This is a genomic window from Klebsiella sp. 64 (genome assembly GCF_018223915.1).
Lineage (GTDB): Bacteria > Pseudomonadota > Gammaproteobacteria > Enterobacterales > Enterobacteriaceae > Klebsiella > Klebsiella pneumoniae.
Map to the genome: position 1 here is coordinate 183,432 of NZ_JAGRQZ010000025.1, position 23,186 is coordinate 206,617.

A 23,186-nucleotide genomic window follows, 5' to 3' on the forward strand; every position below is an offset into this window, starting at 1 on the left:
GCACTAACTCCTTGATCATGACCACAGTCCCGGCGCGGCGATAAGCGAAGGGCGGGTGGAAAGCAGCGGGCAGAGTATAGAGCAGAAGGTCTTCAAGCGGGTAAACAAGCAGTCAATTGCCATAAAAAAACACCATCCTGGCAACAGGACGGTGTTGTTTATCATCACTCAGGCTGAAAATTAACCACCGCGGCGTTTGCGGCCGGTAGCATGGATGTGGTTGATGGTGGTTTCTTCATCGCCTTCCAGCACCACTTTTTTCTGCCGGGAAAGCTTATAGTTCAGACCGAGAAGATGACGTGCCTGATGGTTCGATTTCATTCTGACTCCTTTATCCTGTTCTGGTTTCAAGGGCAAACCCGGTAATGACCGGATGAAATGTAACCCAAAGTCGGCCGCGCGTTTTTTGTGCGGCCACAGGTAGGGTGGTCCATTTTCTCGGTAATAGCAACCCTGGGGAGCCAGATTAAGAACAGTCCTCCTTGCGCGCCGCAGGGGTCACCACTTCATCTCACCGGTATTAACTTTGGCGCTTAACTCCAGCGAGCTGGTCTCCGCCAGGCCCGGCCACTGTGCCTCCATCGCCTTGATCACCCCGGCCGAATCCGAATGCGTCTTCAGCGCCTGCTCGAACTGCTGGAGATAAGTTTTTGTAAAGCGCACCGCGCTGTCTCCCTCCGGCGGGGTGCCGAGATAATGACCCGGGATCACCCGCTGCGGGTGCAGGGCGATCATCTGGTCCAGCGTATTACGCCATTGCTGACGACTGGCCGGCGTCTGGGTGTCGGCGGTCCAGAGATGCATACCCCACGCCACGCCGGTGCCGCCGAGGATCGTTTTGTTCGCCCGGATCCAGACGAACGCCGCGTAGTCATGCGGCTGCATGATGGTCACTTTCTCGCCATCGATGGTAAAGCTGTTGGCCTCCAGCGCCTGTGGGACATACACCTGCGACGGCGCGCCGTCTTTCATTTGCGGGCCCCAGTACGCCAGTTTGGCCGCTTTGGTGGCTGCAATATGTTTGACGACCTCCGGCGTGGCGACCACCTCCGCCTGCGGGAAGGCTTTTACCAGCGGCTCAAGACCAAAATAGAAATCCGGATCGCCAGAGGTGATCACAATCCGCGATAGCGGTTTGCCGTTTTTCTTGATCATCTCCACCAGCTTTTCCCCATCTTTGACGCTGAACTGCGCGTCGAAAAGTACCGCTTCATGCGGACCGGAAACGAGGGTCGAGTTGACGGCAAAAAGTCCTTTTTCCTGCGGGTTGTAAGTTTGCAGCGTCAGAGGCGCCGCGAAGACCGCGCCGCTGAACAGGGCGGTAGCAACAGCAAGGGCAGATAATTTCATGATTTATTCTCAGTAACAGGTGAATGCGTTCCATTGTACGGATTTCGCTATTTGATAAAATTCCTGAAACAAGAGATGCTGAGTTTCATAAAACGTGCAGATCAGGGGGAGTGATGGACAGGGTGATTGCTGCGCAGGTGTATCTGCGCATCTGCGAGCTGGGAAGTCTTAGCGCCGCGGCGCGGGCGCTGGGTATGTCGCGCCCGATGGTGAGCCGTTATCTGGAACAAATGGAGAGCTGGGCCGGCGCCCGGCTGATCCATCGCTCAACCCGGCGGCTGACGCTGACCCCGGCCGGGGAGAAGGTATTGCTCAAGACCCGCGGTTTGACGCGGATCGCCGATGAAATCGCCGGCGAGCGTCAGCGGGCCGATCCTAGCGGCACACTGCGCGTCGCCTGCGCGCACTTTACCGCCATGCAGCTGATCTCTCCGCTGCTGCCGGACTTTCTCGCCCGCTATCCACTACTGCGCCTGGAGCTGGATATCAATAACCATCCGGTCAGCCTGATCGGCGAGCGTATCGACGTGGCCATTCGCATTACCGACAACCCGGAAGCGGGGGCCATCGCTCGTCGCCTCGGAGTGTGCCGTTCGCTGCTCTGCGCCGCGCCGCGCTGGATGCGCCAGCATGGCCCGTTGACGACGCCCGACGATCTGCAACGACATAACTGCCTGCTATACAGCCATTTCGCCAGCCAGCACTGGCAGTTCAGCGATGCGCAGGGGCGGGAAGCGTCGGTGGCGGTGAACGGTAATCTGAGCGCAGGGATATCTTCATTGCTGCTGGAGGCGGCGGTTGCCGGGTGCGGCATTGCGATGCTTCCCGAACTGGAGGCCCGGGGCGCGATTGACAGCGGCACGCTGGAGGTGGTGCTTCCGGAGTGGACGCCAAAGGCGTTGAGCGTTTACGGCATCTATCTTTCCCGCGACTACCAACCTGACGGATTACCGCTATTTCTTGATGCGCTGCAGAGGCGTCTGGGAGAGGAGACTGGCCACGGCTGAGTCTAGGCGCTTCGTGCCCAGGCAGCACCGGCGGAAGGCAATTCCGCCGGTAGGCTGACGTTGAGCTTTATTCGTTGCCCCACTGATTAAGAAAATTAGCGATATCGTCAATGCGGTTTTCGTTAATGGCCGCCTCGCGGGCCATTTCTCGCTGCGCCTCTTCGTCAATCTCTTCGTTATTAGTTAACCGCGCAATCAGCAGTTGGAAATAGCGCGCCAGCGCATCGCGTTCTTCATCCTTTACCGGCGCAGCCGCTTCGGTCTCGTATTCGTCCACGATGTCATAAAATTTCAGGGGGATGTCATTACTCATCTGTCGTCCTCAGGGGTGGCGTCGGGGCCAGGGTTAGCGCACAGCGGCGGGCGGACATCATAGCATGCGGCCAGAGTAGCGGAGTGCAGGAAAGAAAAAATTGCCGCAACCGGGAGGCGAGGGGCCAGTATATAGCCGCAAGGGTTGGCCGGGAAAATACCGGCGCGCGCTGGCGCGCGTCGGTATGCCGGGAGGCTTAGACCACACCATCCCCGCCGTCAGAGCACCACACCTGTCCGGAGGTATATGAGCAGGCATCGGATGCCAGGGTGACATACAGCGGGGCGATCTCTACCGGTTGCCCCGGGCGCCCCATCGGCGTGTCTTTGCCAAACTGTTTCACCTTCTCGTCCGGCTGGCCGCCGCTGGATTGCAGCACCGTCCAGTAAGGGCCAGGCGCTACGGCGTTTACGCGAATGCCTCGTTTCGCCACCTGTTTAGCCAGCGATTTAGTGAAGATCGCGAGACAGGCTTTGGTCTGCGCATAATCGAGCAGGATCGGGCTGGGTTTATACGCCTGCACCGAGGTGGTATTGATAATCGCGCTTCCGGCCTGGAGGTGAGGCAGTGCGGCGCGGGTGATCCAGAACGGCGCGTAGACGTTGGTTTTGAAGGTAGCGTCGAAATCTTCGGTAGTGAGTTCCTCAAGGGTTTCACAGTATTGCTGACGCCCGGCGTTATTAACCAGGATGCTCAGACCTCCCAGCTGTTCCACCGCGTCGGCCACCAGCGACTGGCAGAAGGATTCGGAGCGAATATCACCCGGGAGGGCCACCGCGGTGCGCCCTTCGGCTTTGATCAGGGCGATAACTTCATCCGCATCCTTTTGCTCTTCGGGCAGATAGTTTATCGCGACGTCGGCGCCTTCGCGGGCAAAGGCGATCGCCACCGCACGGCCAATACCGGAGTCGCCGCCGGTAATTAACGCTTTCTTACCGGCCAGTCGCCCGGAGCCGGTGTAGCTGGTTTCACCGTGGTCCGGGGATGGCTCCATTTCCGCATCCAGACCCGGCGGGGTTTGTTCTTGCTCCGGGAACTCCGGACGTGGAGCCGTCTCTTCTGGCAACATGGAGGTGGGTAACTTCTTCATTGGCGGTTTTTCATCTTGCATAGTCATCTCCTTCAGACAGAACGGGCCAGCTCTAAGAATAGGTCAGCTTCTCCTGGCGACAGACCCTGGATGACTCGCAACATCGCAGTCAATGGCCAATCGTAGGCGTAACGGTATGCCTTAACCGACTGATCCTTGGCGTATTTCGGGGGATAGCGTTGCGTTATTATTGCTGACGTTAAATTAGGATTATTCCATCCTTAATCAAGGGCCAAGGGCTATTTTCGTAACGCGCATGATCTTTTTCTCAAGTTACGATGAAGGTGCTGCCTGAATAAACGATGAAGATGTTCATTCGCAAACCATGGTCTATAAAGTAATACCTCTTTAGGGGTAATATTCCTGGGGTTGTGTTCCGCGGGATAAAGAAATATTTATTCATTAAATCGTTTGCATTTTTTTACAAACGGCCGTTGGACGTTTCTGTTTTACCCGCCGGTGAACATAACCTACGTCAAATAAAGGAGTTGTGTGAGGTATATTTTATCTTACCGCTTCGTTAGTAAAGCTTTATTTTGTCAGTGCGCGGATGGGTATCTGAAATTAATTTGACTCCTGCAGGCATTCCTCTAGTGTTAGATATCGAGGGCGATGATTTGTAACAGGGTCATTTTCCATTTACCAACCGATATTGATCAAACCAAAGGTGAAAATTATGGCAGAGCATAGAGGCGGTTCAGGTAATTTTGCAGAAGATCGTGAGAAAGCATCCGAAGCCGGGCGTAAAGGCGGACAGCACAGCGGCGGGAACTTTAAAAATGATCCTGAACGTGCATCCGAAGCCGGTAAGAAGGGTGGTAAGAACAGTCATGGCGGCGGTCGTAAATCCGGTGACAGCTAGCGACTGATGAGCTGTGACGCCGACAAATCGGCGTTGAGACAAAACCTGTGGGCCAGATGGTCCGCAGGTTTCTGCATATTCAGGGTTTATTTATCTATAACGACATTCATTATCCGCGATGTGGGGAAACTAAAAGGTGAGGAGGAAATCGCCGCATCACTAGCAATTAAAGACGGCCGCAGCGGCAATAAATTAGCCGGACGGTAAAGACAGAAAATAACGGAACGGGACAATACGCAACGCTGTTTTCTTTTTTATGCTTAGGCAAAAGAAAGACATTTTCAGCGTAAGGTTTAGCGCCTGACGCAGCGGTCAGAGCGTCGATAAAATGGTCGCTCAATATTGTTCGGTCCTAAGGTAATAAAATGAAGTTGACGCCAGTGTTTATTAAGCGCTGTCATCTTGTCGCCGCCGTTATGTGGGTGGGTCTGGCGATACCCTCGTTAATCTGGTGGAAAGACAGCGTACTGTGGGTCATTCTCATCAGTATTTATGCCAATATTGTTGGCCATTTATCCGGATATAGCGCAGCGCGAGCTGACCAGGCGGCGGAAGAGAGTGAAGATTCCACGTCAAAATAAAAGGTTAATGATCAGAGGTGTATATGACGGATATCGAAAATTATCACAACTGGCTTCGCGATGCGCATGCCATGGAAAAACAGGCTGAGTCGCTGCTGGTGGCCACCATCAGACGCCTCGATAATGAACCGCAGTTACGCACCCGCCTTGAACAACATCTCTATGAAACCCGACGGCAATTGTCCGCCCTGCAGGATATCATCGCCCGCAACCATATTTCCCGCTCCGCGCTGAAGGATGCGATGAGCCGGGTGGCGGCGTTAGGACAGACCATTGGCATCATGCTGCCCGGTGATGAGGTTATTAAAGTGATTATCACTGCCTACGTTTTTGCCCATTTTGAGGTCGCCTGCTATACCGCTTTATTAACGGCGGCGAAAAGAGTAGGCGACCACAGCGCGATGCATACACTGGAGGGTATCCTGGCTGAAGAGAGAGGAATGGCTGATTGGCTGCTCCATTATCTGCCAGCGCTGACCGGGCAATATCTTATGGATACCGATATGCCTGGCGTTGAGGCCGGGCATTAAGCCGCCGGAGAACGCTATGGTCAAACGGCAAACCATCGCGCTCCTCGCCGCCGAGGAACAGGTTCCGCTGGTATTAACCGCCAGGCAGCAGGCGCTGGTGGACGCGGTAGCGAACAGGATGCTACCAGCGGAACGCAATCCCGTATCGCCTGTCGGCAAACCGCGCGCGAAGGCCAGGGCGGGGTCCGGATCGCGCTGAGGCGGCTGACAGGGACGGGCAGAACGCGAGGTGAGAGTGATGCAACGGGAAGAGTGGTTTCACAGAGCGGTCATCTATCAGGTTGACAGTTCGCTCTTTTATGATGCCAATGGCGATGGTTTTGGCGATCTCGCGGGCATTCGCCAAAAGCTACACTACATTCGCAGCCTCGGAGCGACGGTGCTCTGGCTGACTCCGTTCTATCTCACTCCTCTGCAGGATGATGGCTATGATATCAGCGATCATCTGCAGCCCGATCCGCGGTTCGGCACTATCGCTGACGTGATTGAGCTGATTGCCCGCGCCCGCGAGCTGGGACTGCGGGTGATCGTTGAGCTGGTGATCCAGCACACCTCCGCGCAGCACCCGTGGTTCCAGGCGGCGCGACGCGATCCCCGGTCGCCGTGGCGGCCGTATTATCTGTGGGCCGATCGGCCGCCGGAAAACGACGATCCTCCCATGTTTCCCGGCGTTGAGGAGAGCGTCTGGCGCTGGGACGAACAGGCTGGGCAATATTATCGCCACATGTTTTATCACCACGAGCCCGACCTGAATCTCGCCCATCCGCCGGTGATCGCTGAAATCGAAAACATTATCACCTTCTGGCTGCAGGCTGGGGTGTCTGGCTTTCGTCTCGATGCCGCGTCACATCTGGTCAAGCAGGCCGGAAAGGGCGACGAGACGCGCGGCTACCCGCTGCTGACCCATCTCCGGCAGGTTGTACAGCGCCTCAATCCCGATGCGATACTCCTGGGTGAAGTGGACGTCGCGGTAGAAGATTACCGTCATTATTTCGGCCAGGGCGATCGGCTGCAGATGGTGCTTAATTTCTGGCTTAACAAATACCTCTACCTCAGCCTGGCGCAGCAGCGCGCCGCGCCGGTGGTGAAGGCCCTGCAGGCGATGGTGACCCCGCCGGACGGGTGCTGCTTCGTCAACTGGCTGCGCAACCATGATGAACTGGATCTTGAGGGGATTGGCGAGCGCAACAAGCGCCAGGTTATCCGCACCTTTGCCCCTGATAAATCGATGTCCGTTTACCAGCGCGGCGTACGCCGAAGACTGGCGCCGATGCTGGACGGCGATACCCGACGCATAGCGTTAGCCCATGCTATCCTGCTGGCGCTGCCCGGCGTGCCGGTGATGCGCTATGGCGACGAGATTGGCATGGGTGACGATCTCTCCTTACCGGAGCGCTACGCGGTCAGAACGCCGATGCAGTGGTCGGCCGCGGCCAACGCCGGCTTTTCCCGGGCGGCGCGGGATGATTTGCCGGTAAAACCGGTGGCCAGCGGGCGGTTCCGCTACCAACGGATCAATGTTGAAACGGCGCTGCGCCATCCCAGGTCGCTGCTGCATCGGGTACGCAATATGGTATTGGCGCGCACGGAATATACTGAACCGGGATCCCTCCCTTTTACTCTCCTTACCCTAAAGCCCGACGCGGTGCTGGGCTTGCTCTATCGCAGCGAATCGCGGGAGGTACTGATGCTGGCCAACTGCAGCCAGCAGGCGGTAGAGGTCCTGCTCCCGCCGCTGGCCGAGGGCTACTGGAGCCCAATTCTGGAAGATAAGCTCTATCAGGATGGGCTGCACGGCGGGAAAGATGCGCGGCTGGCACTCTCCGGGTATGGTTACCGTTGGTTCAGCCGCAGCCTGAGTTAGCGCCGTTTTCCGGAACGACGGAACAACGCCCGCAGCGCCATCGTCGCCACCGCTACCCCGACGCCGGCGGCGACTTTACCCGGGAGATCGGCGCTGATGGTGACTGCTTTACGCCGTGCGCCATCGTTAAAGGGGCCGTGGCCCGGATGATTGCCGCGCACCGGCGTGAACAGGTCGTCCTGTTGGTCTGACGACTTTGGCTGACCGGTAAACTGTCCCTCCCACGCTTTTTTCACCATCAGCCGATCGAGCAGGCGAGGGAAGAAGACCTGGCCGAGGATCGACTGGATGGTGCTTTTTCCGACCCACAGCTCGTTGACCGGGCGCTGGATGACGCTGTAAATAGCCTCGGCGGCGACTTCCGGCTGATAGACCGGGGGCACCGGCTGCATGGCCTGATCCATTTTGTTTCGCGCCCAGCCAAACTGGGCGGTGTTCATCCCCGGCAGTTGCACCATGGTCAACTGGATGTGGCTTTTCTCATGCATCAGTTCGGTTCGCACGGCATCGGTAAAGCCGCGGATCGCCGCTTTCGCTCCGCAGTAAGCCGACTGCAGTGGGATTGAACGCCAGGCCAGCGCCGAGCCGGCCTGAATAATCACCCCCCGATCCCGGGGGATCATGACCTCCAGCGCCGCGCGGGTGCCGTTCACGTACCCGAGATAGGTCACCTCCGTCACCCGGCGAAACTCCTCCTCGCTCATCTGACGAAAGGGCGCCAGCACGGTGGTCATGGCGTTGTTGATCCAGACGTCGATTGCCCCGAGGGTGGTTTCCACCTCGGCGGCGGCGCGCTGCAGCGCCCCGGCATCGACGACATCGGCGCTAATAGCCAGCGTTTTAATGCCAAACCGTTCACAGGCCTGTCGCGTCTCCTGCAAACCCGTTTCGTCTCGGGCGATCAGCGCCACGTGATATCCAGCGCGGGCGAAACGCAGCGCGGTAGCTTTGCCCGCTCCCGCGGTTCCACCGGTAATAACCATCACAGACATAGTGACCTCATTATGTTTTGGCTTTCACAATATTGACTGTACGGATCGGTTAATTATTTCTCACCAATGGCAATGACGAGGTGGGAAATATCCTGGAATAAGCGCAATGTGAATCAGGCGGCATCTCCTGGTTAGTTTCGGCAGATCCTACATACTTCGGCGAAGGCGTTCTATAATTTGTAGGATCCCTGACAACCAGCGAGGAGGAAAAATGTTAATGTTGAACGTTGTTAACGGTGAAAAAGAAGAGGATGACGCCACTCGCGCTCCGGAATCAGGTGATAAACAACCGGAGCGTGATAAATAGCGAAGCCGATACTATTCCTGCTCAGGAATAATGGATATCTGGCCGTTACGCTCGAGAATAGCGAATTTGATCGCTTTCAATTCATAAATGCCATGGTGCTGCCTGGCCGCCAGCAGGATATCATCGACAGAGATATTGACGAGCTTAATCTTCTCGTCGATGACAGCACCATTTTCCACCACGATAACCGGCGTACCATCGAGAAAATTTTCTGCCTGAGCAAATTTTTTCTTAATATAGCCGAACAAAATATCAATACTAACCAGGGTGACGATAGTCAGCATCGACCCGGTAACCGAATAGTCTGTGCTGAGCATCGCCTGCTGGGTGGCTTCGCTGATAATCAGCAACAGTATCAGGTCAAAGTTGGTTAATTGCATCAGGGTTCTTCTGCCGGCAATCTTAAAAATAATCAACAGGATCAGATAGATTGCTGCGGCTCTAAGGACCATTTCCATAGCGACTCCTACGGATAGACAAACTGCTGCCAGGTTACAGAATAGCGATCGTTAACTACCGCCTGCAGGGAGATATTACCGGCCGTTTTTGGGGTAACGGCTAACCACACAGATATCGGTGAAGGCGGGGTCGACCGCTGATAGACGAGATGTAATTTCCCGTCGGCGCTATACATTTTATCCGGCTGCGGACGGATATCACCGATCTGGTAGCGGGTTAATAACGGGGCGGCGAAGCTGATAATGGTGTCGCTGGCCGTATCCGGTTTAATCTGAATATTAAACTCGGTTTCACTCATCAGCCTGGCATAGCGCTGATAATCGACGCTTAATTCGCCTCCACTAGTTTCCCTGTGTGCTTCACTGAAATAACCGGAGGACCACAGGCCGCTTAACGCGGTAAGAATGATGAGACTCAAAACAATTATCCCATAGCGGCGGAAACGATATTCAAAGCGTAAGGAGCGTTCATTCTCATCGACGATAGGACAAGGCTGTTGATTCTTAATCATTAATATTTTCCCCGCGTTTCGTTTCGCCAGGAGCGTAACGATAAGGACATTCTTATATTAGACGATATCAGAACAATTGACTTTGTAAAAATGGCCAGCATCAGCCAGGCTTTATTCTCATCGTCAGCAAAAAACGGAGGCATGATGAAAAAACTAGCATTGGCCATGGCATGTCTGTTTGCCGTAGGTGTCGCGCAGGCGGACGATAAGGGAGGGTTTAGCCAGGATGCCGCGCCGCCGCCGCCGCACAAACTCGATGACGGCTATCGCGGCGTCGAGGATGGCCGGATCATGACCGTTGAGCAGGCGAAAACCATGCACGATGGCGCGACCGTTTCGCTGCGCGGCAATCTGCTCAAGCGGCAGGGAGATGACCGTTATCAGTTTCGTGATAAAAGCGGCACCATCACCGTTATTATCCCGGTCGCCGCGTTTAACGAACAACACGTAGAGCCAGACGATCTGGTCAATATCAACGGCAGTCTGGATCGCAAAATGACGCCGCCGGTCGTGCGAATCGATCGTCTGCTCAAGCAGTCGCCTAAGTAAGCGGAGCACGTCGATATGAGCACCTTTTCTCACTCGCAAGACGAAGAGCGCGGTAAGCAACCTGCCCGTGAGGCGCCCGGAGAGCAGGGCGAAGTTCCGCGTAAACGGGACGACAGCAAGGATGACAAATCCGATCCCTGGCATCCGCAGGATGGCCGATAGCGTCGCCCTGCCTCACCAACGACACGAAAACCAGGGGAACGTGGGGGCCAGAGGCTGCAAAAAGACGCAGCTTCGGCATCACGCACTATACTTTTTGTTCGACATCACTACAGGAGGAATCAAATGGCGATTCATAAGAAAGGGCTAGCGCACTGGGAAGGCGACCTGAAGCATGGCAAAGGCACCGTGTCGACAGAAAGCGGGGCGCTGAGCCAGCAGCCCTACGGATTTAACACCCGTTTTGAGGGGGTGAAGGGCACTAACCCTGAGGAGCTGATCGGCGCTGCACATGCCGCCTGCTTTTCGATGGCCCTGTCGCTGATGCTCAGCGAAGAGGGATATACCGCAACGTCCATTGACACTACCGCAGTGGTCACCCTCAATAAAACCGACGGCGGCTTTGCGATTACCGATATCGCGCTGCAAAGCCAGATCGTCCTGCCGGACGTGTCTCCGGCGGCGTTCGATGAGATCATCCAGAAAGCGAAAGCAGGCTGCCCGGTATCGCAGGTGCTGAAGGCCAACATTACCCTCGATTACCAGCTGAATCCGTAAGCCGTCGTGCCCGCGTGCTGCGGGCACTCTTTCCGCAATATCTCTCCCAATGCTGTCCAACAGTGGTATCTTTTGTCCTTTAGTTGCACGTAAGGGATACCATCATGATCGGCATTCGCCGGATGATCGAGGCGCAGGTGCTCGGCCTGACCGGCATGGCGCTAAAAGAGATCGACTTTGAACGACCCAAAGGAGAGCCGGGGCTGTTTGGTCCCCAGTCGGCCATCTGGCAGGTGCACGGCGATTTTACCTCGATGCTCTGCGGCGGCATTAGCGCGCTGTTGCTGCAGATGCTGCATCCTCTGGCGCTGGCCGGCGTCTGGGATCACTCTCGTTTTCGCGAGGATATTTTGGGTCGCCTGCGCCGCACCAGCCAGTTTATTTCTGCCACCACTTTTGCCACTACCCCCGACGCCGAACGGCTAATCGCCAAAGTACAGGGGATCCATCAGCGGATCGCCGGGGTGGATAAGGACGGAACCCCGTATCAGGCGAGCGACCCGGCGCTGTTAACCTGGGTGCACGTCGCCGAGTGCAGTTGCTTTATGGCCTCCCACCTGCGCTACAAGCGGACGGTGGTCAGTCCCGAGCGCCAGGAGGACTATTTTCGTGAGTCGGCGGAAATCGCCCGGCGGCTGGGGGCTCGGGATATCCCTCAGACACCGCAGGAGGTGGCGGACTATCTCGAGGCGATGCGCCCGCGACTGCGCTGCGACGAACGTACCCGGGAGGTAGCTCAGGTGCTGCTCTCCACCCGTCTGCCGGGGCGGATGAGCCAGCCGGTCGGCCGGGTGATGATGAACGCAGGAATTGACCTTTTGCCGGAATGGGCGCAGGAGATGCTGGGATTGTCGCTCACGCCGCTGCAGCGGCGCACGACGCGCCTGATGGTGCATGGCGTGGCCCGCGTACTGCGCGCCTCGGTACGCAACGGCGCCTGGCATTGCGCCATGCGCCGGATGACGGAGGCGTGATTCAGTTCGCTTGGCCCAGGTGACCGGCAATCAGCGCCAGCAGACTGCCATCCGCCCGCCACTCGCTAAGCGCGTCGTTTACCGCGTGAAAACGGTCCACGTCCGCCCGGGCGACGCAGATGGCCTGCTGGATCTCGGTAAAATTATCCGCCAGTACCCGCACCCCGGCGTGCTGACGGGCTGTCGCCTCCAGCGGCTGGCGGATACCGGCGACCATATCCCCTTCACCGGCGAGGAAGGCGTCGATTGCCTCCTGCGAAGAGGGAAGGCGATGCAGGCTGGCGTGCTGCAGATGGCGGGTTAGCCATAGATCGTATGCGGCGTTTTGTCCGACGTTAATGGTGGTTGCCGGGCGATCCATGTCGGCCACGCTCTGGCAGGGCGAATCAACGCTGACCAGCGCGGTGCCCTGGATGGTGATATAGGGCGAGGTAAAGCGCAGGGTGGCTTCCCGCGCCGGATCGATGGCCAGAAAGGCAATATCCCAGTGCTCGCCACCGGCGTCAGCCACCACTTTACCCGCGGCAGGATAGGGAACGAATTCGGCGCTGACGCCCCAGCGCGTCGCCAGCCGATGGCTGAGCTCGACGGTGATGCCCGCTGGCTTTCCTGTCTCCCCGAGATGGGCCAGGACCGCATTGCCCAGATTAATGGCGAAACGCAGCCGGGATGGTTTGTTATGTGACATCGCTGACTCCTGTGGTGGCTAAGCTAAAGTGGCCCGACCTGTGGCCACCCTTCAAAAGATAGTTCATAGGCGCAAGGTTGCAGCGTTCCAACGGCACATACAGTAAATAGTCATTACCGACCGCCGCGATATCGTTAAACGGCAAGGCAATGGCTTTTATATTGTTAAGCATAAACTCAGTTTGTCAGTTTATTCTTCTCGCTCACAAAGGGAGAGAAATAATGACACAACATAATTTTGAAAATGATAATAAATATCATGAGCGTTCGGTGCAGGCGCGAAAGAGTACCCTTGTAAGCGTGGTGGTTAATATTTTCCTTTCTGCCTTACAGGTAGTCGTGGGAATATTTTCCGGCTCTCAGGGATTAATTGCTGACGGAATGCACTCTTTTTCCGATCTGGTCGCCGATGGCGTGGTATTGATGGCGAATAAAAAGAGCCGTCGACCGTCTGACCACGATCACCACTATGGCCACTGGCGCTATGAGAACGGCGCCTCCCTAATCATCGGCGCGATGCTGCTGCTCGTCGGGGGTGGCATGCTATGGTCCGCGGCGGGCCATCTCGCGCAACCGCAAACTATTCCGCCGGTGCACAGCGCGGCGCTGTGGATGGCGCTGGTGGCGCTGGCCGTCAAGGAGGGGCTGTTTCGCTATATGCTGGCGGCCGCCAGGCGGCTGAATTCGTCGCTGCTTATCGCCAATGCCTGGCATGCCCGCTCTGACGCCGCATCCTCCCTGGTGGTGGCCCTGGGGATTATCGGTAATCTGGCCGGGTTCGCCTGGTTCGACCCGCTCGCCGCGCTGGCGGTGGGGCTGCTGATTGCGCGCATGGGCTATCGTTTCGCCGTCAGCGCGCTGCATGATTTAATGGACCGTGCGGTTGATGAAGAGATGCAGCAGGCGATCGCCGATACGCTGCGAACCACGCCGGGCGTGGCGGGCCTCCACGATCTGAAAACCCGTAAGGCGGGGGATCTGGTGCTGGTGGATGTCCATCTCGAGGTGGCTGGCGAGATGTCGGTAGCCGAAGGGCATCAGATTGCCCGTCACGCGCGGGAGCGGGTGCTGGCGCAGCATCCGGTGCTTAATGTGATGGTGCATCTCGATCCCTGCGAAGCGCAGGGGTTGACGAAAGCGGTCTGATACACCCGGTAGCATAAGCGGAAAAATGAATTGGCTCAGCGGTTATTTTTTCTTCTGAGCCATTATTGCTGGCGCATTGATTGCCTGAAATATAAAAAAGGCCCATACTAAAAACGCCATTACCATCGCTAAATAATGGCGCAGATCTGCCCATCGCAGTTAACGATAAAATAAACCAATCGGCTCATAGATAATCTCTATTCTGTATTCAGAGATAATGACCAGAGCGGTAATTCAGGAAGTCAGACAATGATCATTCGGCCAGAACAACACTGGTTTCTTCGCCTATTTGACTGGCACGGCTCCGTGCTGTCGAAAATCATCTTTCGCCTGCTGCTAAATGTGCTGATGTCGATCATCGCCATTATCAGCTATCAATGGTACGAACAGCTGGGGATCCACTTAACCGTGGCGCCGTTCAGCCTGCTGGGGATTGCGATTGCGATTTTCCTCGGCTTTCGCAACAGCGCCAGCTACAGCCGCTTCGTCGAGGCGCGCAATCTGTGGGGGACGGTGCTTATCGCCGAACGCACGCTGGTGCGTCAGCTGCGCAATATCCTGCCGGCGGAACACGATGCCCATCGCCGCATCGTCAGCTATCTGGTGGCCTTTAGCTGGAGCCTGAAGCACCAGCTGCGCAAAACCGATCCGACGGCTGACCTGCGGCGGTTGCTACCGGAGGAGAGGGTGACGGAGATCCTCGCCAGCTCAATGCCCACCAACCGGATCCTGCTGCTGGCCGGCAACGAAATTGGCCAGCTGCGGGAGGCGGGCAAGCTCAGCGACATCACTTACGGGCTGATGGACAACAAACTCGACGAGCTGGCGCACGTGCTGGGCGGTTGTGAAAGGCTGGCCACCACCCCGGTGCCTTTCGCCTATACCCTGATCCTGCAGCGTACCGTCTACCTGTTCTGTACGCTGCTGCCGTTCGCCCTGGTCGGCGATCTGCACTACATGACGCCGTTTGTCTCGGTCTTTATCTCTTACACCTTTTTATCGTGGGATTCGCTGGCGGAAGAGCTGGAAGATCCGTTCGGCACCGCAGCCAATGACCTGCCGTTGAACGCGATGTGCAATACCATCGAGCGCAATCTGCTCGACATGACCGGTCAGCATCCGCTGCCGGAGACGCTGCGTCCGGACCGTTACTTCAATCTGACCTGAGCCTGGCCCACCGGGCGGTTTCGCTGCCCGGTCATCACTTTCCGTAGCAATTTATCCGTCACAGCACCGCGGTGAAAACCGCAAAATTTGCAAATAAGTTAAATTTAACACCTGATAGATAACATCAATTATACAGAATTGTGGTGTATGTTATTATTCAGTTAACAAACGCAGTACCTACGCTTTCCCATCGTACTATCCTTGAGAAACAGCATTCTTTTCAGGTGACGCAATGCGATTCACGCTTCGTCGCCGGGGTTGTCGTACGCCTTTTTCGGCTAGAGACAGCCAGAACAGAGCAGCAGGAGTAAAGAGATGACCAATAAAAGACGCGCGGTTCCCGGTGTTCACCCCTATGACGGTCCGGCAGGCGGGTGGGGCGCGTTGAAGGCCACGGCCATCGCCGTGCGCACCCAGATGGATGCCTTTGAGGCGCCCGCCACGCTGCTGCGTACCAACCAGCCGGACGGTTTTGACTGCCCGGGCTGCGCCTGGCCGGATAAAGAACATAAATCGACCTTCCAGTTTTGCGAAAACGGCGCCAAAGCCGTGACCTGGGAGGCGACCACCAAACGGGTGACGCCCGCATTCCTCGCGGCAAATACCGTATCTTCCCTGCTGGCAAAAAGCGATTTTGAACTGGAGGGCTACGGCCGCTTAACCCATCCTTTGGTTTACGACCGGGACAGCGATACCCTGCGCCCGGTGGCGTGGGAGCAAGCCTTCGCCCGTATCGGCGAGATCCTCCGCGGCCTGCAGCCGGATGAGGTTGAATTCTACACCTCTGGCCGAGCCTCCAACGAAGCGGCGTGGCTGTTCCAGCTGTTTGCCCGCGAGTATGGCACTAACAACTTCCCCGATTGCTCCAACATGTGTCATGAATCCACCAGCGTGGGCCTGCCACAGTCGATCGGCATTGGTAAAGGCACCGTCTCCCTCGACGATTTTGACCAGACCGAGCTGGTGATCTCCATCGGCCATAATCCGGGCACCAACCACCCGCGGATGATGGGCACCCTGCATGAGCTATCCCGCCGCGGCGTGCCGATTATCGTTTTCAATCCGCTGCGTGAACGGGCGCTGGAGCGTTTTGCCGATCCGCAGAACGTAATGGAGATGGCGACCCGGCGCTCGACGCCGATCGCCTCGACCTACTACCAGGTACGGGCCGGCGGCGACGCGGCGGCGCTGAAAGGGATCGCCAAAGCGCTGCTGCAGCTGGAGGAGGAGCAGGGCAATGTGCTCGACCACGCGTTTATTGCCCAACATACCCAGGGATTCACCGCCTTCGCCGATGACCTCCACGCCACCCGCTGGCAGGACATCGAACAGGAGTCTGGCCTGACGCGCGAATCCCTGAACCAGGTTGCGGCGGCTTACGCCAAATCCAGGGCCACCATCGTCACCTACGGTATGGGCATCACCCAGCATAACAAAGGCACCTCCAACGTGCGTCTGATTGCCGACCTGCTGCTGATGCGCGGCAATATCGGCAAGCCGGGGGCCGGGATCTGTCCTTTGCGCGGTCACTCGAACGTCCAGGGTAACCGCACTGTCGGGATTAGCGAAAAACCCTCCGCGGCTTTCCTCGACAGCCTGCAGCGGGTGATGGGGATTACGCCGCCGCGGCATCATGGCCACGATGCGGTAAAAGCCCTGGAGGCCATGATCGCCGGCGAAGCCAAAGCGCTGATCTGCCTTGGGGGCAACTTCGCCGTGGCGATGCCGGACCACGAACGCGCCTTCCCGGCGATGCGCGGCCTTGAGCTCAGCGTTCACGTCGGCACCAAGCTCAACCGCTCACATCTCCTGACGGCGAAAGAGACCTTTATTCTGCCGTGTCTGGGCCGCACCGAGCTTGACCTGCAGGCCAGCGGCCGGCAGTCGATCACCGTCGAGGATTCGATGTCGATGGTGCATGCTTCGTCGGGCAAGCTTAAGCCCGCCTCGCCGATGCTGCGCTCGGAGCCGGCGATTGTCGCCGGTCTGGCGAAGGCCACCTTGCCCGCCAGCAAAGTGGACTGGCAGTACCTCGTGGAAGACTACGATCGCATTCGCGATCTGATCGAACAGACCATTCCTGGGTTCGAGGATTATAACCAGCGCATTCGCCATCCTGGAGGCTTCCGCATGCCGCTGCCGCCGACCGAGCGCATCTGGCCTACCGCCACCGGTAAAGCCATGTTCTCGGTATTTAAAGGGGTGCATGAGAACGTGGTGGTGGAGGGTGAGGACGTGATGCGCCTGGTGACGCTGCGCAGTCATGACCAGTACAACACCACCATCTACGCGATGGATGACCGCTACCGTGGCGTCTTTGGCCGCCGCGACGTGCTGTTTATGAACGAGCAGGATATGGCCGCCCAGGGTCTGGAGCATGGCGATCGGGTGGATATCCATACCGCGCTGCCGGGAAGCGCGCTGACGCTGGAAGATATCACGGTGGTGGCCTACGGCATTGCGCCGGGAACCGTCGGCGCCTATTATCCGGAAGCCAACGTGCTGGTGCCGCTGAACTATCTCGATGAAGAGAGCGGCACCCCTTCGTATAAGTCGGTTCCCGTTCGCCTGACGCTGCGCTCGAAAGAGATCCGTCCGCTGGCCGGCGGGCGCTAAAAAGGTATAGCGCAGAGCGGCGTCGCGCCGTCCTGCGCCCCGCAGCACCTCGTGATGTCCTCGCTTGAATTTATCGCTAGCGAAACTAACATTCTGGTAACCTGTGCGCGGCCCCGGGGGTGAACTGCGGGGTTCAAACGGGAAAGAGAATGGATATTAAGCAACTCAAGTATTTGATCGCGCTCGATCAGACGCGCCATTTTGGCCAGGCGGCGGCGGCCTGTCATATTACCCAGCCGACGCTCTCCATGCGCATTCGTAACCTGGAAGAGGAGCTGAACCTGACGCTGATCCAGCGCGGCCAACGCTTTGAAGGTTTTACCCCGGAGGGAGAGCGGATCCTGGCCTGGGCGCGGGCGGTGCTGGCCGCTCATGACGGCCTGGCGGCAGAGGCGGCCATCTGTCGCGGGCAGATGGTCGGCCAGCTGCGGGTCGGTATGGTGCCGCTGGCGAGCCTCAATCCGATGCAGTTGATTAAACCCCTGGCGGAGAAATATCCGGCGCTGCAGTTCAGCCTGTTGTCGATGACCTCGGAGCAGATTATCGATGGCGTCAGCCGTAATCAGCTGGATCTGGGGATTTGTTATCTGCAGCATCTGGATGAAGGTCAGTTCAAGATTGCTCGCTTGCCGCAAACCCGGATGGGGCTCCTGCACGATAAACGCCATTTCGACTTCAGCGCCGGGACGCCGGGATGGGAGACGCTGGCGACGCTGCCCCTCGGCTTTCTGACCAAGGGGATGTATTACCGGGAATCGATTGAAATCAGCTTTAAGGCCAAAGGGCTAACGCCGAGGTATGTCTTTGAAAGTGATTCGACGTTTCAGATTATCCAGGCGGTGCAGGCGGGGATCTGCTGCGCCATTATGCCGCTTAACAACGGCCTCGAAGCGCTAAGCGATAATCTTGAAATTCTGCCGATCGCCGAAACCCATGTTGATTCACAGCTGGCGCTGATTATGCGCCAGCAGGAACCAATCTCGACCCTGGCGGAAAAATGCTTCGCCGAGGCGCAGGGGATATTTGGCTGAGGCCGGGCCGCCGACCTGGCGGCTTGTCACTAAAATGCCTAAACGCCCCTCTGATGGGAGAGTGTCAATATAGCCCCGGTGATGCTGGACCGTTGGTAAAAGTGGTATTGCGGCGCCGCTTAATGCTGTCCAGAAGTTACAAGCCTTAATGACAATTTTTTATCCCTCCTGCAGTACACATCACAAATATTAACTATGGCAACAGTCGTCATTCACTTAACAAGTAGGGAAACCGTATGGATATGGAAGCAACCGTCATGGAACTCATCATTAACGCCGGTGAGTCCCGCAGTCTGGCGATGCAGGCGCTGCAAGCCGCCAGAAAAGGAGTGTGGCAGGACGTTGATAGGCTGATGCAGGACGCCGCAGATGCCGCAAAACGCGCGCATGATGTACAAACCATGCTTATCGGTATGGATGAGGGCTGTGGCAAAGTACCGGTTAATCTTATTCTGGTACATGCCCAGGATCATATAATGACCTCTATGCTTGCGCGGGAGTTGATCGCGGAGCTTATTGAGGTTCAGCGCCAGCTGCAACATCGCAACTGATAAAATATGTCGCCGCCGGCACCCTCGGCGGCGACCGCCATCAGATATTCTCCAGACGAATGCCGCGCGTTCTCGGGCCGAAGATCCCCACCGACAGCATCACCATCAGCATACTGACGACGATAAAGCTAATCACCCCCGGCGTGCCGGCGTATTGCAGAATAATGCCGATCAGAATGCTGGTCACCGCGGTCGAGAGCCGGCTGAACGAGTAGCAGAAGCCGACGGCGCGGGCGCGAATATGGGTCGGGAAGACCTCGGCCTGGTAGGCGTGGTAGCTGATGGTCAGCCAGGCGTTGGACCAGGTGATCATAAACCCGCAGATCACCAACAGGATCGGACTGTTTTGCAGAGCGAACAGGGTGCCGAAGATAACGGTCATCAGCGCGGAGAGGACAATCTGCCACTTGTTTTCAAAGCGATGCACGAAGCGGGTGCAGAACAGACAGCCCAGCGGATAGGCGAGGGTGATAAAGAAGGCGTACAGCAGGCTATGGGTGATGCTGGCGCCCTGACCGGAGAGCAGCGCCGGCAGCCAGTTGCCAAAGCCGAAGAAACCGATCGCCTGGAAGAAGTTCATCACCATCAGCATCAGGGTGCGCTGCCGATACTGCGGCGCCCAGATTTCGCGGAAGGTGCCGCGTTTGACGACGCTCTGTGCCGCATGCGCATGCTTTGGCGACGGCGTCAGGCCGCAGCGGGCTTCCATCTCACACATCACCGTATGCGCGTCATCATGCCGCCCTTTGCTTTCCAGCCAGCGGGCTGACTCCGGTAGCTTTTTGCGGATAAACCAGATCGCCAGCGAGAACAGTGCGCCAAAGATGATCACCCAGCGCCAGCCGCTGAGGCCGAACAGGGTGGTCGGCACCAGCATCCAGGACATCAGCGCCACTGCCGGAACCGAGAGGAACTGGATGAAGAAGGCAAAGGCAAAGGCTTTATTGCGCAGATGGGTTGGCACCCATTCGCTGAGATAGGTATCAATGGTCACCAGCTCAATGCCGAGGCCGATCCCCACCAGAAAGCGGAAGAAGATCACCCCTTCCGCGCTACTCTGCGTCGCCATCAGCAGCGAAAAAAGACCGTACCAGGCGAGCGCCACCATAAAGGTCAGGCGGCGGCCCAGTTTGTCCGCCAGCGGCGCCAGCAGACTGGCGCCGATAAACAGCCCCATAAAGGTGGCGGAGGCGAAGGCCGCCTGGTCGGCGATGCCGAAGATGCCCGCCTGTCCGGTGTGGAAAATGCCCTCCGCCAGCAGGCCCGCGCTGATATACCCGGTCTGGAAGAGATCGTAGAGCTCAAAGAAGCCGCCAAGTGAGAGCAGGGTAATAAACGACCATAACCCAAATGAGGCGGGCAGCGCATCAATGCGTCCGGTTAAGCTGGCGTGCGGTTGTCCTGGCGAAGCATAGGGCGTTTCGCCGAGAACCTGGGTGGTAGACATGGTGTTGTGTTCCTCAGGAAGAATGGTTTGCCTGCTAATGTTAATTGATTGTTAATAGTTTTAAATTTTTAATCCTTAGCCTTAGCGACATTCTTTAGCGTAAGATCGCGCTGGGGAGACATAAAGTTGATATTCATGCTGGTTTTCGCCGCATCCCAGCGACGGAATTGAAGTAAATCACCGCTGACGGCATTTTAGTCGCCTGGCGATGTCACGCTACGCAGGACCCGCGAAAGACAAACTAAACGAATCGTCACCGGCGGCGTTTTCGTGCTTTACCCATCATTACCCCGGGCTATAATGTGCCCACTTTTATTCAGGAGTCATACGTTGGACAGTCACCCTTATTGCGATTTTCCGGCAAGCTAACGCGATCATTTCGCTGCTTGCCGTCCCGGCGGGCAGCAATCTCTCAGTTCCGGATTGCCTCCCTCAATAATTTATGCGCCATTGAGCGCGAGAGGCAGCGTTATGTTTATGTTTTCCAGACCCTTATTTCCTCCACCATCATCCACCCGCTAATCGCCCGGCGCGGCTGAGCGCTACATCTGTAATTTTGGGCTTTCTGTTTTCTGGAGGAAGGCGCGATGGTATTTCCTTATATGACTCATTTACTCGCGGCAATGTTGTTGGGGGCGCTGATCGGCGCGGAACGACAGTGGCGGCAACGTATGGCCGGTTTACGCACCAATGCCCTGGTGGCCACCGGCGCGGCGGTGTTTATTCTCAGCGCGATGTCGGCCTCGCCGGACAGCCCGGGGCGTATTGCAGCGCAGATCGTCTCCGGTATCGGCTTCCTTGGGGCAGGGGTGATTATGCGCGATGGCATGAACGTCCGCGGCCTCAATACCGCCGCCACGCTGTGGTGTTCGGCCGGGATCGGCGTACTCTGCGGCCTGGGACAGTTCTGGAACGCGACGGCGGCTACGCTGATTATTCTGTGCGCCAATATCCTGCTGCGCGAGGCGGCGCAGCGCATTCATGCCTTGCCGGGGGCCGGTGACGAAGAGAAACGCTATGTCTTACGCGTCACCTGTCTGCGCGAACATGAAAATGCCGTGCGTCAGCTGTTGCTGAATATTGCGCAGCAGCAGCGGTTTACCCTGCAGGGATTGCAGTCGGCGGCGGCGGACACCGCGGACCATCTGGAGATTTGCGCGCAGCTGATTAGCCATAAGCAGCACCAAAAAACGCTGGCGCAAATTATGGCGCAGATGGGCGTTCAGCAGAACGTCACATCGGTGCACTGGCGTGTCGGAGAGGCGTAGGGGCTGGCGGCGGAGCAGCGGAAACGGCCGCTCGTCGCGCGATTCGCCATCCCGCGGGAAAGCGGCTAGAATGGCCTCCTCGCAGGAGGTTATAAGAATGTTAAATAATGGATGTGTACCCTCGGAATCTGGTCCCACAGAGGTGACGGCTGATTTTCGTTTTACCCGCGTGATGGCCGAGCAGGCGGCGCGGGCGCGTCTGACGCTGGACGACGATCAGCTGTCACTCATCGCCCGCCTTGACGCCCTCGGTCAGCAGTTGGTGTCCACGACAGGCAGGCCGCAGGGGGTATACGTCTGGGGACGTACCGGGCGAGGGAAAAGCTTTATCCTCGACCACTTTTTCGCCAGCCTGCCGCTCGCCGCCAGGCGGCGGGTCCATTTTCATCACTTCTTCCGCGAACTGCACCAGCGGCTGAATGCCCCCGGAGCGCCCGACCTGCAGACGGTGATGAGGCAGATGACATCCGGTTGCCGCCTGCTATGCTTCGACGAATTTCATCTGCACGACCCCGGCGACGCCATGCTGATTAAAGCCTTGCTGGAACACCTCTTTCAACACGGTATCGTGCTGCTGGCCACCTCAAACTACCCGCCGGAGATGCTGCTGCCCAATCCGCTGTATCACGATCGCTTTTTACCGTCGATCGCGCTGATCCGCGCCCATCTAACGGTGGTGGCGCTGAACGGCGAGGAGGATTATCGCGAACGGCATCTGAGCCAGGATAACGCCTTCTGCAGCGGGCGGATGTGGGTTAATCCGAATGCACAACAGCGTCAGCTGTATGACCTGCCGTCGCTGCCTGGCGAACCGGTTTCGCTGACGGTAGGCTATCGCACGATGCTGGCGGCCGCGGCGTCGCCCGCGTTGCTGCACTTCACCTTTACCCAGCTTTGTCAGGCCGCCACGGCGGTGATGGACTATCTGACGCTCTGCGAAAGCTATGCCGTCTGGCTACTGGACGAGGTGCCGCCATTGGCTACGGTGGGGCCGGCGGCCCAGCAGCGCTTTATCAATGTGATTGATGTGCTGTATGAAAAGCAGATCCGCCTGCTGCTGGTGACCCGCTGCGACCTGGAGACGCTGGTGGCAGGGGTGGAACTGGAGGATATTCAACGAACGCGGAGTCGCCTGCAACAGCTGCCGCGGGCGGTATAAGAAAAACG

General features: G+C 57.4%; 28 protein-coding genes. 18 read left to right on the top strand and 10 right to left on the bottom strand.

The annotated features are described in order from the left end of the window. The first annotated feature begins 55 nt into the window (after positions 1-55). Positions 56-184 (top strand): hypothetical protein, encoded by a 129-nt coding sequence (locus KHQ23_RS17825; RefSeq protein WP_002906122.1) that lies wholly within the window; start codon positions 56-58, stop codon positions 182-184. Here KHQ23_RS17825 and sra read toward each other — a convergent pair. Together sra and KHQ23_RS17835 are read right to left on the bottom strand one after the other, a co-directional pair. Continuing rightward, a complete protein-coding gene (gene sra, locus KHQ23_RS17830) occupies positions 181-321 on the bottom strand; it encodes a stationary-phase-induced ribosome-associated protein (RefSeq protein WP_004143727.1) in 141 nt (46 codons plus the stop codon). The genes KHQ23_RS17825 and sra overlap by 4 nt on opposite strands. 177 nt (positions 322-498) lie before the next feature. Next, complete coding sequence (locus KHQ23_RS17835; RefSeq protein ID WP_029602101.1) at positions 499-1,350, bottom strand: Vmh family MBL fold metallo-hydrolase; 852 nt, start codon at positions 1,348-1,350, stop codon at positions 499-501. Between the two features lie 113 nt (positions 1,351-1,463). On the opposite strand from KHQ23_RS17835, the gene KHQ23_RS17840 reads away from it, so the two are divergent. Continuing rightward, complete coding sequence (locus tag KHQ23_RS17840) at positions 1,464-2,357, top strand: LysR family transcriptional regulator (protein WP_004200027.1); 894 nt, start codon at positions 1,464-1,466, stop codon at positions 2,355-2,357. Positions 2,358-2,424: 67 nt separating this feature from the next. Here the strand turns inward: KHQ23_RS17840 and KHQ23_RS17845 are convergent, their stop codons facing one another. Together KHQ23_RS17845 and KHQ23_RS17850 are read right to left on the bottom strand one after the other, a co-directional pair. Beyond that, positions 2,425-2,670 (bottom strand): YmjA family protein, encoded by a 246-nt coding sequence (locus tag KHQ23_RS17845; RefSeq protein WP_004180069.1) that lies wholly within the window; start codon positions 2,668-2,670, stop codon positions 2,425-2,427. A 196-nt stretch (positions 2,671-2,866) separates the two neighbouring features. Then, on the bottom strand, positions 2,867-3,781 hold the full coding sequence (locus KHQ23_RS17850) for an SDR family oxidoreductase (RefSeq protein WP_004151242.1): 915 nt from the start codon (positions 3,779-3,781) through the stop codon (positions 2,867-2,869). Positions 3,782-4,436: 655 nt separating this feature from the next. On the opposite strand from KHQ23_RS17850, the gene KHQ23_RS17855 reads away from it, so the two are divergent. The 5 genes from KHQ23_RS17855 to KHQ23_RS17875 all read left to right on the top strand — a co-directional run bounded on the left by KHQ23_RS17855 (position 4,437) and on the right by KHQ23_RS17875 (position 7,597). After that, positions 4,437-4,622 (top strand): general stress protein, encoded by a 186-nt coding sequence (locus KHQ23_RS17855; RefSeq protein WP_004143718.1) that lies wholly within the window; start codon positions 4,437-4,439, stop codon positions 4,620-4,622. Between the two features lie 365 nt (positions 4,623-4,987). Beyond that, complete coding sequence (locus KHQ23_RS17860; RefSeq protein WP_004143717.1) at positions 4,988-5,203, top strand: hypothetical protein; 216 nt, start codon at positions 4,988-4,990, stop codon at positions 5,201-5,203. 23 nt (positions 5,204-5,226) lie between these two features. After that, a complete protein-coding gene (locus tag KHQ23_RS17865) occupies positions 5,227-5,733 on the top strand; it encodes a ferritin-like domain-containing protein (RefSeq protein WP_004151243.1) in 507 nt (168 codons plus the stop codon). A gap of 16 nt (positions 5,734-5,749) precedes the next feature. Next, complete coding sequence (locus tag KHQ23_RS17870) at positions 5,750-5,932, top strand: hypothetical protein (protein WP_004143715.1); 183 nt, start codon at positions 5,750-5,752, stop codon at positions 5,930-5,932. A gap of 39 nt (positions 5,933-5,971) precedes the next feature. Continuing rightward, a complete protein-coding gene (locus tag KHQ23_RS17875) occupies positions 5,972-7,597 on the top strand; it encodes an alpha-amylase family protein (protein WP_004184169.1) in 1,626 nt (541 codons plus the stop codon). Here the strand turns inward: KHQ23_RS17875 and KHQ23_RS17880 are convergent. The 3 genes from KHQ23_RS17880 to KHQ23_RS17890 all read right to left on the bottom strand — a co-directional run bounded on the left by KHQ23_RS17880 (position 7,594) and on the right by KHQ23_RS17890 (position 9,866). Next, positions 7,594-8,589: an SDR family oxidoreductase gene (locus KHQ23_RS17880; protein WP_004151245.1), complete on the bottom strand. Its 996-nt coding sequence runs from the start codon at positions 8,587-8,589 to the stop codon at positions 7,594-7,596. The genes KHQ23_RS17875 and KHQ23_RS17880 overlap by 4 nt on opposite strands. A gap of 318 nt (positions 8,590-8,907) precedes the next feature. After that, positions 8,908-9,354, bottom strand: a complete 447-nt coding sequence (locus KHQ23_RS17885) for a DUF421 domain-containing protein (RefSeq protein ID WP_004148482.1) — start codon at positions 9,352-9,354, stop codon at positions 8,908-8,910. Between the two features lie 8 nt (positions 9,355-9,362). Further along, a complete protein-coding gene (locus KHQ23_RS17890) occupies positions 9,363-9,866 on the bottom strand; it encodes a hypothetical protein (protein ID WP_004151247.1) in 504 nt (167 codons plus the stop codon). Between the two features lie 144 nt (positions 9,867-10,010). On the opposite strand from KHQ23_RS17890, the gene KHQ23_RS17895 reads away from it, so the two are divergent. The 4 genes from KHQ23_RS17895 (at position 10,011) to KHQ23_RS17910 (ending at position 12,106) form a co-directional block, all read left to right on the top strand. Beyond that, entirely contained in the window at positions 10,011-10,415 is a 405-nt protein-coding gene (locus tag KHQ23_RS17895) for a YdeI family stress tolerance OB fold protein (protein ID WP_002906035.1), read from the top strand. A gap of 15 nt (positions 10,416-10,430) precedes the next feature. Next, positions 10,431-10,577: a hypothetical protein gene (locus tag KHQ23_RS17900; RefSeq protein ID WP_002906033.1), complete on the top strand. Its 147-nt coding sequence runs from the start codon at positions 10,431-10,433 to the stop codon at positions 10,575-10,577. Between the two features lie 123 nt (positions 10,578-10,700). Beyond that, complete coding sequence (locus KHQ23_RS17905) at positions 10,701-11,132, top strand: OsmC family protein (RefSeq protein WP_002906030.1); 432 nt, start codon at positions 10,701-10,703, stop codon at positions 11,130-11,132. 104 nt (positions 11,133-11,236) lie between these two features. Then, the gene (locus tag KHQ23_RS17910; RefSeq protein WP_004189893.1) at positions 11,237-12,106 is read left to right on the top strand and encodes an oxygenase MpaB family protein; all 870 of its coding nucleotides are present in this window, start codon (positions 11,237-11,239) and stop codon (positions 12,104-12,106) included. A 1-nt stretch (position 12,107) separates the two neighbouring features. On the opposite strand, the gene KHQ23_RS17915 is transcribed toward KHQ23_RS17910, so the two are convergent. Further along, a complete protein-coding gene (locus tag KHQ23_RS17915) occupies positions 12,108-12,794 on the bottom strand; it encodes an ABC transporter substrate-binding protein (RefSeq protein ID WP_004200024.1) in 687 nt (228 codons plus the stop codon). Then, positions 12,784-12,966 carry a hypothetical protein gene (locus KHQ23_RS17920; protein ID WP_004143707.1) on the bottom strand — a complete coding sequence of 61 codons (183 nt, stop codon included), beginning with the start codon at positions 12,964-12,966 and terminating at the stop codon, positions 12,784-12,786. The genes KHQ23_RS17915 and KHQ23_RS17920 overlap by 11 nt, the downstream gene beginning before the upstream one ends. 49 nt (positions 12,967-13,015) lie before the next feature. Between KHQ23_RS17920 and KHQ23_RS17925 the strand changes: the two genes are divergently transcribed. From KHQ23_RS17925 to KHQ23_RS17945, 5 genes are all read left to right on the top strand, one after another. Continuing rightward, a complete protein-coding gene (locus KHQ23_RS17925) occupies positions 13,016-13,939 on the top strand; it encodes a cation diffusion facilitator family transporter (RefSeq protein ID WP_004151892.1) in 924 nt (307 codons plus the stop codon). 249 nt (positions 13,940-14,188) lie between these two features. Continuing rightward, positions 14,189-15,106: a bestrophin family protein gene (locus tag KHQ23_RS17930; protein ID WP_004148478.1), complete on the top strand. Its 918-nt coding sequence runs from the start codon at positions 14,189-14,191 to the stop codon at positions 15,104-15,106. A 315-nt stretch (positions 15,107-15,421) separates the two neighbouring features. Next, the gene (locus tag KHQ23_RS17935) at positions 15,422-17,722 is read left to right on the top strand and encodes an FdhF/YdeP family oxidoreductase (RefSeq protein ID WP_002906020.1); all 2,301 of its coding nucleotides are present in this window, start codon (positions 15,422-15,424) and stop codon (positions 17,720-17,722) included. Between the two features lie 149 nt (positions 17,723-17,871). Continuing rightward, positions 17,872-18,753: a LysR family transcriptional regulator gene (locus tag KHQ23_RS17940; protein ID WP_032434600.1), complete on the top strand. Its 882-nt coding sequence runs from the start codon at positions 17,872-17,874 to the stop codon at positions 18,751-18,753. 236 nt (positions 18,754-18,989) lie between these two features. Continuing rightward, positions 18,990-19,304 carry a PTS lactose/cellobiose transporter subunit IIA gene (locus tag KHQ23_RS17945; protein WP_004180041.1) on the top strand — a complete coding sequence of 105 codons (315 nt, stop codon included), beginning with the start codon at positions 18,990-18,992 and terminating at the stop codon, positions 19,302-19,304. 40 nt (positions 19,305-19,344) lie between these two features. Here KHQ23_RS17945 and KHQ23_RS17950 read toward each other — a convergent pair whose 3' ends face one another. Further along, positions 19,345-20,751: an MFS transporter gene (locus KHQ23_RS17950; RefSeq protein WP_004143698.1), complete on the bottom strand. Its 1,407-nt coding sequence runs from the start codon at positions 20,749-20,751 to the stop codon at positions 19,345-19,347. A gap of 587 nt (positions 20,752-21,338) precedes the next feature. Here KHQ23_RS17950 and KHQ23_RS17955 point away from each other — a divergent pair. Both KHQ23_RS17955 and zapE read left to right on the top strand, forming a co-directional pair. Then, entirely contained in the window at positions 21,339-22,019 is a 681-nt protein-coding gene (locus tag KHQ23_RS17955; protein WP_002906011.1) for an MgtC family protein, read from the top strand. Positions 22,020-22,116: 97 nt separating this feature from the next. Further along, positions 22,117-23,178, top strand: a complete 1,062-nt coding sequence (gene zapE / locus KHQ23_RS17960) for a cell division protein ZapE (RefSeq protein ID WP_032434598.1) — start codon at positions 22,117-22,119, stop codon at positions 23,176-23,178. Positions 23,179-23,186 lie beyond the last annotated feature (8 nt).